General features: G+C 64.0%; 11 protein-coding genes. 5 read left to right on the top strand and 6 right to left on the bottom strand.

The features are described from left to right. Positions 1-183: 183 nt before the first annotated feature. The 4 genes from PanNE5_RS11205 to PanNE5_RS11190 all read left to right on the top strand — a co-directional run bounded on the left by PanNE5_RS11205 (position 184) and on the right by PanNE5_RS11190 (position 3993). Positions 184-588 carry a DoxX family protein gene (locus PanNE5_RS11205; RefSeq protein ID WP_017232475.1) on the top strand — a complete coding sequence of 135 codons (405 nt, stop codon included), beginning with the start codon at positions 184-186 and terminating at the stop codon, positions 586-588. 47 nt (positions 589-635) lie between these two features. After that, the gene (locus PanNE5_RS11200; protein WP_017232474.1) at positions 636-1463 is read left to right on the top strand and encodes a dioxygenase; all 828 of its coding nucleotides are present in this window, start codon (positions 636-638) and stop codon (positions 1461-1463) included. Positions 1464-1587: 124 nt separating this feature from the next. After that, positions 1588-2499: a LysR family transcriptional regulator gene (locus tag PanNE5_RS11195; RefSeq protein WP_017232473.1), complete on the top strand. Its 912-nt coding sequence runs from the start codon at positions 1588-1590 to the stop codon at positions 2497-2499. 144 nt (positions 2500-2643) lie between these two features. Next, a complete protein-coding gene (locus tag PanNE5_RS11190) occupies positions 2644-3993 on the top strand; it encodes a hemolysin family protein (protein ID WP_085982673.1) in 1350 nt (449 codons plus the stop codon). Positions 3994-4071: 78 nt separating this feature from the next. On the opposite strand, the gene PanNE5_RS11185 is transcribed toward PanNE5_RS11190, so the two are convergent. The 3 genes from PanNE5_RS11185 to PanNE5_RS11175 form a co-directional block, all read right to left on the bottom strand. Beyond that, entirely contained in the window at positions 4072-4839 is a 768-nt protein-coding gene (locus PanNE5_RS11185; protein WP_017232471.1) for a flagellar brake protein, read from the bottom strand. A 271-nt stretch (positions 4840-5110) separates the two neighbouring features. Continuing rightward, positions 5111-5746: a LysE family translocator gene (locus PanNE5_RS11180; RefSeq protein ID WP_017232470.1), complete on the bottom strand. Its 636-nt coding sequence runs from the start codon at positions 5744-5746 to the stop codon at positions 5111-5113. A 222-nt stretch (positions 5747-5968) separates the two neighbouring features. Then, complete coding sequence (locus PanNE5_RS11175) at positions 5969-6172, bottom strand: cold-shock protein (RefSeq protein ID WP_010805153.1); 204 nt, start codon at positions 6170-6172, stop codon at positions 5969-5971. A gap of 338 nt (positions 6173-6510) precedes the next feature. On the opposite strand from PanNE5_RS11175, the gene PanNE5_RS11170 reads away from it, so the two are divergent. Then, complete coding sequence (locus PanNE5_RS11170; RefSeq protein ID WP_017232469.1) at positions 6511-7275, top strand: peptidoglycan DD-metalloendopeptidase family protein; 765 nt, start codon at positions 6511-6513, stop codon at positions 7273-7275. 112 nt (positions 7276-7387) lie between these two features. Here PanNE5_RS11170 and mdoH read toward each other — a convergent pair whose 3' ends face one another. The 3 genes from mdoH to PanNE5_RS11155 form a co-directional block, all read right to left on the bottom strand. After that, positions 7388-10030, bottom strand: a complete 2643-nt coding sequence (mdoH, locus tag PanNE5_RS11165) for a glucans biosynthesis glucosyltransferase MdoH (RefSeq protein WP_261939766.1) — start codon at positions 10028-10030, stop codon at positions 7388-7390. Then, positions 10027-11586, bottom strand: a complete 1560-nt coding sequence (locus tag PanNE5_RS11160; protein WP_410007576.1) for a glucan biosynthesis protein G — start codon at positions 11584-11586, stop codon at positions 10027-10029. Before PanNE5_RS11160 ends, mdoH begins: the two co-directional genes overlap by 4 nt. 325 nt (positions 11587-11911) lie before the next feature. Continuing rightward, complete coding sequence (locus tag PanNE5_RS11155; RefSeq protein WP_261939765.1) at positions 11912-12961, bottom strand: alpha/beta hydrolase family protein; 1050 nt, start codon at positions 12959-12961, stop codon at positions 11912-11914. Positions 12962-13073 lie beyond the last annotated feature (112 nt).

Below are 13073 nucleotides of genomic sequence, written 5' to 3'. Positions count from 1 at the left end.
GCGCCGGCGCGATCATCCCGATTCACCTCCGCGGCAACGATTGATTGTCCCCATGCAAGGGACAATCAATCCCCAATATGCCCGTTTATCTAAACGATGGCACTCCCTAAAATCGAAGCCAAGTCAGTCATCGCATTGATGGCTGAGCCGACCCTTACTTCGATTCCTTTGCCGGAGCCTGTCATGATCGACAACAAAACCGCCCCCTACGCCGCACTGTTGCTGCGCGTATCGCTGGGTATCCTCTTCCTCGCCCATCTGTCGCTCAAGGTGTTCGTATTTACCGTGCCCGGATTTGTCGGATTCATGGGCTCGCTGGGCCTGCCGCCGTTCGTCGCGTATGTCACGATGGCGCTGGAACTGATCGGCGGCCTGATGCTGATCACGGGCTTCTATGCGCGCTGGGCGGCGCTGCCGCTGGCGGCGTTGATGCTCGGCACCATCGTATCGGTGCACGGCCACAACGGCTGGATGTTCACCAACAAGGGCGGCGGCTGGGAATTCCCCGCGTTCTGGCTGGTGGCGCTGCTGGTTCTGGCCCTGCTCGGGGACGGCGCTTGCGCGGTACGCCGCGCTCGCACCGCCTGATAGCCTCGTCAGGTTCTCGTTAGCGTTCTTTTGCTGGAGTCATTGCCATGTCTGCCCTTCCTACCCTCTTCGTCTCCCACGGCTCGCCGTTGCTCGCGGTCGATCCGGGCCGTACCGGCCCACTGTTGACGGCGTTGGGGCGTGCGGTGCCGCGTCCGCGCGAGATCCTCGTGATTTCGCCGCATTGGTCGACGCCGGCCCTGCGCGTGGGCAGTCTGGCGCAACAACGCACGATCCACGATTTCGGCGGCTTCCCGCGCGAGCTTTACGCACTGGAGTACCCGGCCGCGGGAGCGCCCGCGCTCGCCGAGCGCACGGTGCAAATGCTGCGCGACGCGGGTCTGCCCGCGACGACCGACGACCAGTGGGGTCTCGATCACGGCGCCTGGGTGCCGCTGCGCTACCTCTACCCGGATGCGGATGTCCCGGTCACCCAGTTGTCGCTGCAACGGCACGAACGTCCCGAGCAGCAATATCGGCTCGGACAGCACTTGGCGCCGCTCGCGCAGGACGGCACGCTCATCCTCGCGTCGGGCAGCTTCACCCACAACCTGCACGAGGTGTTCCGCGCCCCGTCGGAGGACCGTGCCGACGCGCCCTACCTGGCCGAATTCGTCACCTGGTTCACCGAGCATCTCGCGGCGATGGACCTTGATGCCCTGTTCGACTATCGCGCCCGCGCACCGTACGCCGAGCGCGCTCATCCGACCGATGAGCATCTGCTACCGCTCTATATTGCCCTGGGCGCAGCCGACAATGCCGCCCGTCAGACGCACTTCGACACCGGCGCCACCTACGGCGCGCTGCGCATGGACGCGTTCGCGTTCGGCAACGCCGCCCCGTCGCTCGCCGAAGTGAGCGCGCTGGCACAATAACGACATCGGCACCGGGGGTGTCGCGACAGGCCTGTCCGTCGCGGCATCGTCGGCGCCGTCGCCTGTCCGGCCACCGGCCTGATCGCGCATCGCGGTGCGCATTCCTGAGGAGCCCCGCCCCGGCATGAACAAACTTCGCGAGATCGAGAGCTTCATTGCCGTGGTCGAGTCGGGCAGCTTCGTGAAGGCCGCCGCAACGTTGGGCATCTCCAAGACGGCCATCTCGCGTTACGTGGCCGATCTCGAGGCGCGTCTGGGCACGCGTTTGCTCCAACGCACCACGCGACGCCTGTCGCTCACCGAGCCGGGCCAGCGTTACGTCGAGCGCTGCCGTCAGATCCTCACCGAACTCGACGAGGCCGATGCCATGGCGGGCGAGCAGGACGGTCTGCCGGCCGGGCCGCTGCGCATCAACGCCCCGCACACCTTCGGTGTGCTGCATCTCGCGCCGCTCTGGCCCACGTTTCTCTCGCGACATTCGCAAGTCTCGCTCGATATCACGCTGAGCGATCGCCTCGTCGATATCGTTGACGAAGGCTACGATCTGGCCATTCGGATCACGCGCCTGCCCGATTCGTCGCTGGTGCATCGGCGGCTCGCGGGTACCCGGCTGGTGCTGTGCGCCTCGCCCGGCTACCTCGCGCAGCATGGCACGCCACCGCATCCCAGCGAACTGGCCCATCATGAGACCGTCGGCTACAGCTACTTCTCGCATCGGCGCGAATGGCGCTTCGACGGCCCTGACGGCCCGGTTTCCGTGCGCACGCGCGCGCGGCTGATCGCCGACAACGGCGATACCTGCCTGGCCGCCGCCGTTGCCGGGGCGGGCATCATCCTGCAACCGGCGTTTCTCGTGCAAGACGCCTTGCGCGACGGCCGGCTCGTCGAATTCCTGCCCGAATACACGCAGGGCGAGATGGGTGTCTACGTCGTCTATCCTTCGCGCAAGTACCTGAGCGCAAAGGTCCGCGCCCTCATCGACTTTCTCGTCGACGCCTTTGCCATGCCCGGCTGGCGGGCCATCGACCGCCGTTGAGTCGCGCAGCCTTGCCGACATCCACCGCGAAAGCCCCTTGAATCCCACGCAATTGACCGACAACACACCGGAACGTCACGGCAATTGATTTCCGCGGGCGAATGTCACTTATACTGACGGGCCTGATGTCCCATTTCATATATTTTGGAAAACTTTTTACTGATCGTCGCTGCGATACTGCTGGTGTTGCTCAACGGCTTCTTCGTGGCGGCGGAATTTGGCCTCGTCAAACTGCGCCAGACGCGCGTTCATGTCATCGCCCGCCAACGCGGTTGGCGCGGCCGTATCCTGGCCAAGGTTCACAGCCAGCTCGATACCTACCTTTCCGCGTGCCAGCTCGGCATCACCCTCGCCTCGCTCGGTCTGGGCTGGATCGGTGAGCCCGCGTTTGCGCGCATTCTCACGCCGCTGTTCGCCGCGCTGGGGGTCAACTCGGCGGAGCTGATTCATGCGCTCGCCTTCTTCATCGCATTCTTCACGATTTCGTACCTGCACATTGTCGTGGGCGAACTCGCACCGAAGTCGATGGCCCTGCGCATGCCGGAAATCGTCTCCGTCTGGACAGCCGCCCCGCTCTATGGCTTTTACTGGCTGATGTATCCGGCGATCTGGATTCTCAACCACAGCGCCAACCGCCTGCTGCGTTGGACAGGTCTCGATCCGTCGCACGGCACCGATGCCCATTACTCGGCCGACGAAATCAAGCTGATCATGCGCCGGGGGGCATCGAGCGAGAAACTGTCGCGCGACGACTGGAATGTGGTCGCCTACGCCATCGACTTCAGCGATCTGACCGTCTCCGATCTCATGCATCCGATGAGCGAAGTGGCCAGCTTCCGGCGCAATGCAACGTTCGCGCAGAACATGGATACGGCCTATCGTCACCGCTACAGCCGCTACCCATTCTTCGACAACGATGGCGAAACCGTGCTCGGCGTGGTGCACCTGAAAGATCTGTTCCTCGCGGAGCATCATGGTCAATCGATCGAGGATCTGGGCAGTATGGCGCGGCCCGTGGAGCGCGTGAAACCCGACATGCCGGCGCGTGAGCTGTTCCGCCGATTTCGCCGGGGCGCACCCCACTTCGCGATCGTGGGATGGCCGGACCAAAAGCCTATCGGCTTCCTGACGCTCGACAACCTGCTCTCGGCGCTTGTCGGCAAGATCCGCGACGAATTCCGCCAGACGGAAGACGACTGGACCCACATGGAAGATGGCACGCTTATCGGCCGGGGCAGCTTACCCATCCTGACGCTGGAACGCTCGCTGGGCATCGAGATCCCGAGCGAGCACGCGGAATCGGTGGGTGGCCTGATCATGGACGTGCTGGGCTACTTGCCGCACGAGGGCCAGAAGGTCGACTTCGAAGGCTTCTCCGTTGTCGTGAAGAAGATGCAGGGGCCGCGTATCGTGCTGGTACGCATCTATCCCGACGGGGTACGAGAAGCCCGTGGCGAACCGCCCCACGCTGTCACCCGGCAACGCGACGATTGACGCGCCCGCAGCGGCGCTCGGCGAACCGAACCGGCGCCGCAGAGGCACGCGCCGGTTGGATCGCATTACACCGAACGCTTAGCCGCGCGCGAATGCCTTGCGATTGAGTTCGAGCTGCGTGATGAGCTTTTGCAGGCGCGACTCGGCGGTACGCGAGAGCGCGATAAAGCGGCAGCCGATGTGATACTCGACGTCCTTCGCCAACGGCACCGTGCGAATGGCACAGACTTCCAGGTCCACCTGGACGGTGCCGTAGTCGCGCAATTCGATCTCGACGTGCATGAGCATCGAGCCCTTCGGAATTTCGGCCGCCGCATCGGCCTTCGTGCGCAAGCCAACGCCACCGAGTGACAGGTCGAACACCGACAGGCGCATCGGCGTGTCGTCGGGGAATTTGACCGTGCACGGGTATGGATCAAGGATCGGCGTTTTCACGCGAAAGTAATCGCGGCGCTGCAAACGCACGAGCGTTTCCGGATACGAGGCGTAGAAGGCGGGATACCCTTCGAACTCGCGCTCCTCGACATCGCCAATGGGGAAATGCACCTGAATGCCTTCGGGCACGCCAACGAACAGCGCGCGCTTGTTGGCAAGCAGCGCCCGGTTCTCCGCCTCCACACCGCCCCAGTCGAAATAAAAGCCGCGCACTTGCGGCTCGACCTTGAGCAGGCGCGTGACGAGTTGCCGCTGCCCGTTCGCGAAGTACACCGTCATGAAATCGCCACGGGTCGCCAGATGGCGCAGCACGCCGCCAATTTCCAGCGGATTGCTGATGCGATACGAATCATGCAGTTGCGTTTCGTTGTCCGTGGGCGCCGGTGTCACCTGCGGTTCTGTCATTTCCATACCTGATCTTCTAATTGTCCCCGTGACGGACCGCGCCGGGCGGCGCAAGCCGTACGTATTAAAGTCTCGGCAACACGTGACGCCTCACGACGTCACTGTGCGAATGCGTGTCTCTGTCAGCGCTGGTGCACCGTCTCATGTATCTGGTCAAAAACGTTAACGGTCGCTGGGCCGGAATATTGAGGGCTCCGGCCCACAAACTTGCGGTGTCCCGTGTCGCGCGCCACACCCCGGACGCGCCCTCGGACCTTTGCCGCACGCTACCGTCGGATCAGCGATGTACCGCGGCCATCAACGCGCCGAAACCCATGAACACGCCGCCGCTGATGCGATTGAATGCCTTGAGCACACGCGCTTCGCGCAAGTACGGCGCGATGCGTAGCCCGCCGGTGGCGTAGACCAGATACCAGCTCACCTCGATCACCGCGAACGTGCCGAGCAGAATCGAGAACTGCGGGAGTTTGGCGGCAGTTGGGTCGATGAACTGCGGCAGGAACGCCGCGGCGAAGAGAATGGCCTTCGGGTTGCTGCCCGCGACCAGGAAGCCCGACTTGAAGAGTTTGCCGAAGCTCGAATCCACGGCCGTGGCGGGCACGTCGGACGGCGCCGCGGCATTCGCGTCCACGGGTGAGCGCCAGCTCTTGTAGCCGAGATAGACGAGATATGCCGCACCGACGTAGCGCAGCGTGTCAAACAACATCGGCCACGCGCGGAGCACGGCGCCCAGTCCGGCCGCGGAAACCGACATCATGGCGATGAGTGCCGTCATGCAGCCGGCCATCGTGCCGAGCGACGGACGCAGCCCGTGACGCGCGCCATGCGTCATGACGAGCAACATGTTCGGTCCCGGCGTCGCCGAGACGAAAAAAACGGTGACGACATACAGCCACCATGTTTGCAAGCTCATGATTGCCTCGGAAAAGGGCTCACGCGAGGGCTCACGCGAATTCGATCAGGCATTGTAGCGTCGAACCGCGACAGTCGCATCGTCCGCGTGCACGTCCCATGCGAATCGAAAAAGACGCCAAAAAACAAACAGGCCCGATGACTTTCGTCATCGGGCCTGCTGATCTCGGGACGCCGCCTCGCCTAAGGCTGGCGCGGCATCACGGGAATGCGTTCAAGCCAATTAGATGGGCTTGATGTTCGCAGCTTGCTTGCCCTTCGGGCCAGTCTTGACTTCGAACGACACGCGTTGGTTTTCTTGCAGCGACTTGAAGCCGTCAACCTTCACTTCCGAGAAGTGAGCGAACAGGTCTTCACCGCCGGCGTCCGGGGTAATGAAGCCGAAGCCCTTTGCGTCGTTGAACCACTTAACAATACCGGTTTCCATATTTTTTCCTAATAAAACAATAGCTTGAGGTCGAAATAACCCCGTGAGCGCTGACAATCAAGGGAAAATGAAGGACTAGAAACCAGCGAGAAGCAGGAAAACTACGTCTGACAACAACTTCGCGGCTTGACAATCTGCAGTTGGTTTTATACGTGTAGACGCGTCGTTTGTCAACAGGGTAAGGCCTGCAAATCTCGTAACAATTTCTCGCCCTCGCGGGAGATTTGGGCGGGCTTCGGGTGTTCGAGCCAGGGTTGCTGCCCGTACAATGGGCGTTTTTTCCCGCGCCCGCGCCACTCAACCCCCATACCCGCCTACGGATGGAGTCTACTCGCCTCATGCGCCCCTCGCCGTCGCCGTCTGACGCTCGTACGCCAAGCCAACCGGCTTGGGTGTCCCGTTGCCGCACGCACGCGCTCAGTCTGGCCATTTGCCTGACGCTCGCCGCCTGCGCCGGGTCACCGACCTATGGCCCGGTGCCCGCCGGAAGCTATCGCGTGCAGTCCGGCGACACCCTCTATGGCATCGCGCGCGCCAACAATACCAGTGCCGCCGATCTGGTGCGCTGGAACGGCCTGACCGATCCCGACAAGATCGAAGTCGGTCAGGTGCTGCGTGTCGTGCCGCCGGCCGGTGCGGCGGCCGCCGCGTCCGGCGCCGCCAGACCCGCGCCGCAAGCCCGCCCGACCCCGAAGCCGGCTCCCGCGCCCGCTGCCCCACGCACGGCGACCAACCGGATTCCGATGGTCTGGCCCGCCAATGGCCCGGTGCTGGCAAACTTCAATGGCAGCAGCAACAAGGGCGTCGATATCGGCGGCAAAGCGGGCGACCCGATCTATGCGGCAGCCGCCGGCAAGGTGGTTTATGCAGGCAGCGGGTTGCGCGGATACGGCAACCTGGTAATGGTGCAGCACGAAAACGGGTACCTCACCGCCTACGCGCACAACCGCGCCATTCTGGTCAAGGAAGGGGCGTCGGTCAGCAAGGGCCAGAAGATCGCCGAGATGGGCGACACCGACTCGCATGGCACGGTCAAGTTGCACTTCGAGGTGCGCCAGAAGGGCACGCCGTTCAACCCCCGCGACTTCCTGCCCTCGCGATAGTTCAGTACTGCGGCCCGTCTCTCCCGACGGGCGAGTACCGCAAACGAAAAAAACGGCAAGGCGCGATGCCTTGCCGTTTTTTCCTTGCCGCCAGCCTCTGCCTGTCTGCCGGTCAGGCCGACGCGAGAAAGCCCTGCGACAGCCCATCGGTGCGCGCGTCGCGCCAATCGCGATGCGCACGCGGGTCCGTCCACACGAGCAGATGGAGTGCTGCGAGCGCGCGCGGGTCGTTGAGCAACTCCCACTTCTGCGTGTTCGTCAGCTTCGCCGGTCCCTTGAGCAACGCGGTCTCGACACGGCCGGCACGCCGGGCGTCGCGCTTCGCGTCGTCAAGGGTCGGCACCACGCTCGCGGCCACGAGGGCGTTGGCCATCGGGTCGACGACGGCGTCGACAAAGGTGACATGCTGGCGCGCGTCCTCCGTGTATTTTTCCGTCATGCGCAGCTCCTTGGGCGGCCATGACTCTTCCGGAATCAGGAACAGCCGCGCACGCTTGAGCGCGCGCCCCAGCGACACCCGGCTGGAGAACACCGACACGGGAATCGAGATCGCCATCGATCCGACTATGGGCATCAGCCACCAAATGAAGTCCGGGTTGAGCCAGTAGACGATGCCCCCCCACCCCAGCCCGATCAGGGTATGCAGGCCGTGGCGGCGAATCGCTTCGCCCCAGTGCGTCTCGGCGTCTTCACGCGGCGGCGACTTCCATTGAATCGCAATGCCGGTAAGCGCCGCCAGCACGAACTGTGTATGGAACAGCATGCGCACCGGGGCGAGCACGGCCGAGAACACGAGTTCGATGAACATGCTCACCGTCACCGCGAATGCCCCGCCGAAACGTTTCGCGCCCTTTACCCAGATCAGCACCACGGCGAGGATCTTCGGCAGGAAGAGCAGCGTGGCCGTCGCCGAGAACAATGCGAGCGCGCGCTCGGGATGCCACTCCGGCCAGACCGGGAACAGTTGTCGCGGCGCCGTGAAATATTCGGGCACGACCAGCGTGTGCTTGGCGAGCAGACACGTCGAGAGGATCAGGAAGATGAACCACAACGGCGCTGACACGTAGGCCATCGCCCCGGTGACGAACACCGCGCGGTGCACCGGGTGCATGCCCTCGGCCAGGAACAGCCGGAAATTCATCAGGTTGCCCTGGCACCAGCGGCGGTCGCGCTTGAGTTCGTCGAGCAGGTTCGGCGGCATTTCCTCGTAGCTGCCGGGCAGGTCGTAGGCAATCCACACGCCCCAGCCGGCGCGTCGCATCAGCGCCGCCTCGACGAAGTCGTGCGAGAGAATCGCGCCCGACATGGCGCCTTTGCCCGGCAGCGGGGCAAGCGCGCAATGCGCCATGAACGGCGCCATGCGAATGATCGCGTTGTGGCCCCAGTAGTGCGATTCGCCCAATTGCCAATAGTGCAGGCCGGCCGTGAACAGCGGGCCGTACACGCGACCGGCGAACTGCTGCAGGCGCGCGTAAAACGTTTCGCGTCCGGCGGCGAGCGGCGCGGTCTGAATCAGGCCGGCGCTCGGGTGCGCTTCCATCATGCGCACCAGTTTCGTCAGACATTCGCCGCTCATCACGCTGTCGGCGTCGAGTACGAGCATGTAGCGATAGTCACTGCCCCAGCGGCGGCAAAAGTCGTCGAGGTTGCCGCTCTTGCGCTTCACGCGACGCTGACGGCGACGATAGAAGATACGGCCGAAGCCGTTCACCTGGCGGCATAGCGCCTGCCACGCGTCGACTTCGGCCGTGCAATTGTCGGCCTCGTTCGAATCGGACAGGATGAAGAAATCGAAGCGTTCGAGCGAATCGGTCTTGGCCAGCGATTCGTAGGTCGCACGCAACCCGGCGAACACGCGGCCGACGTCTTCGTTGCATATCGGCATCACGAGCGCGGTGCGCGCCTCCGGTGCGATCGGCGCATCGCCTGCGGCCATCTTCGAGATCATGTGGCGTTCGCCGCCGAACAGCAGCACGAAGAAGCCGAAGATCGCCGTCCAGAACCCGGCCGAAACCCAGCCGAAGAGCAGCACGAACAGCACGAGCACGGAGAATTCGAGCGGATCGGCCCCGTGATACGGCAGCACCGACGCCATGAAATGTGTAGCCAGCGCCGTCTGCGCGATCATCAGCACGAGCAGCGTCCAGCGACGGCGCCGGCCCGCTTGCGACCATCGTCCTTTGGGATCCGGGGCGTCGCGCACGAGCGGATCGGGATCTTCGCGGCCGGTCAGTTTGCGCCACAGTCGCGCGAGCGGATTGAGTGACCAGGCGCGCGGAATGAGTGACGTGCGGCGCACCGGCGGTGCGGTGCACAAGGTTTGTACGCCACGCACTTCGTTCAATCCGGCAGCGGCGGCGAGCGATCCGCCGTCGGTGAGCGCGAGACGCACCGATTGCGAGGCAAGCACCGCGTCGCTGCCGGATTCGATCTCCTCGATATTGTGCGCATGCCACGCGGCCGTCGCCACGCCGACCGTGGCAACGGGTATGTCGGCCTGCGCGGCGGTCTGCCCCGCGGCCTCGGCGAGCGCCGCGCTGGCGGCATCGGCCGTGGCATCGTCGGCATCAGGCGGCACATCGCCCGCGCCGTTCACAGCGCGCGCGGCGAGCAAACGCTGCAAGCGTGTGAGGACGTCAAGCGAATCGCCGCCGTCACGCCTGGCTTGAGCCAACAGGGCGCGGCGCTTCTCGGCGGGCAGTGGCAGCCGGTCGACGTACAACTCGTCGACCGGAATGTCGGAACGGTCGCTCATTCGGGGGGTAACAGGTAGCTCCACGTTTCGGATAGGGTATTACTGCCGTTGCGCAGGTAAGCGCGCATTTCGACGGGTTTCTCGGCATCGAGGCGGCGCATGCGGAGCATGACGCGATAGCCTCCCGTGACGTCATTGCGCTGCGTCTGCACTTCGAGGATCTTGCCATTGCCATCGATGGATACGTTCCCTTCGACCTTGGCATCTTCCGGCAGTTTCTTGAGCGCCGGACCTTCGAAATCGAGCGCGAACAGCTGACTGTCGTCTGGTTTTCCCCGGTAGCCGTGCCCCCGCCGGCTTTGCGACACCCACGCCATCGGCGGGCGCTTGTCGTTGTCCTTCTGCCACGACAGCCGGTATTCGATCGAATACGGTTGCTTGGGCTTGGGCGGCGCATCCGGCACCCAATACGCCACGATATTATCGTTGGTCTCGTCGGGGGTCGGGATCTGCACCAACTCCACCCGGCCCGGCCCCCACTTGCCCTTGGGCTCGACCCAGGCGCTCGGGCGCGATTCGTAGCGATCCTCCAGATCCTGGTAGTCGCCGAAGTCACGGTCGCGCTGCTGCAGCCCAAATCCGGCCGGGTTCGTCAACGCGAAGGAAGAGACGAGCAGGCGCTTCGGATTGACTAACGGACGCCAGATCCATTCGCCGGTGCCCGACTCGATGGACAGGCCATCCGAGTCATGCACTTCCGGACGATAGTCGGGCACCGCCGCGGGCTGGTTCTCGCCGAAGAAGAACATGCTCGTGAGCGGCGCAATGCCCAGCTTGGTGACGTTCTCACGCAGGAACAGTTCGGCCTTCACGTCCACCGTCGTATCGACGCCCGGACGCAGCGTAAAGCGATAGGCGCCTGTCGCACGCGGCGAATCGAGCAACGCGTAGATCGTCAGCTCCTTGGCGCCAGGGGCCGGACGCTGGATCCAGAACTCGGTGAAGCGCGGAAACTCCTCGCCGGAATTGAGCGCGGTGTCGAGTGCCAGCCCGCGCGCGGACAAGCCGTAGGTCTGATTCTTGCCCAGCGCGCGGAAATAACTCGCACCGAGGAAGACCATCACTTCGTCCTTGTATTTCGGGGTGTTCACGGGAAAGTGGATGCGGAACCCCGCGAAGCCGAGCCCGCGCAACTGCTTGGGATCGACCTTCAGCGCGCCGAAATCGAACATGTCGGGGCTGTAGCGCAGTTCGCGCACACTGTTGCCGGCCAATTCGTGGATCTTCACCGGACGGTCGTAGTACGAGCCCTCATGGAAAAACATCAGCTCGAACGGCAGCTTTTGCGCACGCCACAGCGCCTTTTCGGGCTTGAAGCGGATATTGCGATAGCGATCGTACGAGAGGTTCTGCAGCGCCTTCGGCAGATTCGGATCCTTCGGCTTGTAGCGGCTGTTCGCAAGCGTGCGCGCCTGCTTGGCAACGTCGTCGAACGAGAAGGCATGCGCGGCGCCGCTGACCAGAGCGCACCCACTGAGTACGCCGGCGAGCGCCAGGCGCAAGGCACGGCGGGAAATCATGCGGGAAACGAAATTGAGCAGGAATTCCATCGGCATTGGAGATAGCGTGAAACGCGCGTGCCGACCGTAGCCAGCTTGCGCCGAACGCGCAATTTTACCCGCTCATTTACCGATTGACGAAAGATACATCCGCAAAAGCTTCGAAGCGGGCACTCACATTATCTCAATCGTCCGCTGGGACACTGCTCCAGGCGCATCACAAATTTGTGACGATTTGTGACCGATAGGCAAAACGGAAGGCTTTCACCGCCTTTCCCGCCCTCTCCCACCCATTCCCCCTGCCCACACGGCCGATGCCGCAGCGGTGCTTCGATTGACGGCATCCGGTAGCGGCTCGCCCTCGGGCGGGCACGGACCCGCGTTACTTCGCCTCGAATTTCACACCGGTCGCCGGCGTGGGGACGGCACACCGTTGCGTGCGCACGTTGTCGAGAAACCGCTGGATCAGCGGCAGTACCTTGGCCTCGATGTCACCGTGACCATAGCCGAAACCGGCGAAATTGAAATGCGTGGCGCTGTCGACGACCGCTAGCCAGTGGCAACCGGCAGGCAGATCCGCGTAGGGCTCGGTGCGCGTCTGCCACTTGCCATCGAGTGGTGCGTCACGTGTGCCGGTCACCAACAGGACGGGCTTGCGAATGTCATGCCAGGCGCCCGACGGAAAGATCGGGCCGGGCCCCTGCGGGGAGAGCGCGATGTAGCCATCGAAACGGTCGTTGCTGTCGAGCCCGAGCTTGTTCTTCGCACCGGCCTCGATCATCACGGTGGCCGCCCCCATGGAGTGCCCCGCGAAGACGGCCGGTCCCGCGCGGCACTGCGTTCGCGCCCAGTGCAGCGCCGCCCCGGTGTCTTCGAGACGGTCGCCGTAAGCTTCGGGATCCGTAGTGAGTGCCAGCAAACCGTCGCGCAATCCACCGCTGCGCACCCGATCGCGCAAGGAGTCGTGCCCGCTTTCCTTGTGAGCCATGGTCACGGTCAGCCACCCGTATTGCGAGAGCGCGCGGCCCAACCAGGAAAGCGCGTCGCGGTCGTCGCCCGCCCCGGGACTCAGCACCGCGACGCCACGACAGGCCAAGGAGGGCCGGAAGACATGAAGATTGGCATACGCCCCATCGCTGCGCGGCACGCGCTGGTCGATGCCGGTCGGCGGCGAGGAAGCTTTCGGCGTGGAAACAGGCGCCGCGGTCGGTGCGGCGTCGAGGGTCGGATGCTGCGGCACGATCGTGTCCGCCGCCGCAGCCAGAGAGGGAAACGACGCGAGCAAGGCCACGCCGACACTGCAGGCACCGAGCGCGACGAGCATCGTCCCGAACGATCGACCCACGGCCCCGCGCGACATTCCGAGCATCCGTTCTCCCTTGGTATCCAGCGGTGCACGCGCCCGGCCGAATCCAGCCGATCGGCCAGGCATCACGGTCTCGCGCCGACGTCCCGCTGCGACATCACACGACGAACCATCTTAGCGCGGATTGCGTAGGGACTCCGCAGGAATTTTGCCTAAGGGATACGTGTCTCGCGTGCGC

Source organism: Pandoraea sp. NE5, assembly GCF_024363545.1.
Classification (GTDB): Bacteria; Pseudomonadota; Gammaproteobacteria; order Burkholderiales; family Burkholderiaceae; genus Pandoraea; species Pandoraea cepalis.
This window is presented reverse-complemented; position numbering and strand designations above follow the sequence as displayed.

What these genes read in the sequence shown, in the direction of transcription:
- PanNE5_RS11175 (WP_010805153.1), bottom strand. Translation starts at nt 6,172, where the DNA reads ATGGAAACCGGTATTGTTAAGTGGTTCAACGACGCAAAGGGCTTCGGC.
- PanNE5_RS11185 (WP_017232471.1), bottom strand. Translation starts at nt 4,839, where the DNA reads ATGGAAATGACAGAACCGCAGGTGACACCGGCGCCCACGGACAACGAA.
- PanNE5_RS11160 (WP_410007576.1), bottom strand. Translation starts at nt 11,586, where the DNA reads ATGCCGATGGAATTCCTGCTCAATTTCGTTTCCCGCATGATTTCCCGC.
- PanNE5_RS11155 (WP_261939765.1), bottom strand. Translation starts at nt 12,961, where the DNA reads ATGCCTGGCCGATCGGCTGGATTCGGCCGGGCGCGTGCACCGCTGGAT.
- PanNE5_RS11180 (WP_017232470.1), bottom strand. Translation starts at nt 5,746, where the DNA reads ATGAGCTTGCAAACATGGTGGCTGTATGTCGTCACCGTTTTTTTCGTC.
- PanNE5_RS11200 (WP_017232474.1), top strand. Translation starts at nt 636, where the DNA reads ATGTCTGCCCTTCCTACCCTCTTCGTCTCCCACGGCTCGCCGTTGCTC.
- PanNE5_RS11195 (WP_017232473.1), top strand. Translation starts at nt 1,588, where the DNA reads ATGAACAAACTTCGCGAGATCGAGAGCTTCATTGCCGTGGTCGAGTCG.
- mdoH (WP_261939766.1), bottom strand. Translation starts at nt 10,030, where the DNA reads ATGAGCGACCGTTCCGACATTCCGGTCGACGAGTTGTACGTCGACCGG.
- PanNE5_RS11170 (WP_017232469.1), top strand. Translation starts at nt 6,511, where the DNA reads ATGCGCCCCTCGCCGTCGCCGTCTGACGCTCGTACGCCAAGCCAACCG.
- PanNE5_RS11205 (WP_017232475.1), top strand. Translation starts at nt 184, where the DNA reads ATGATCGACAACAAAACCGCCCCCTACGCCGCACTGTTGCTGCGCGTA.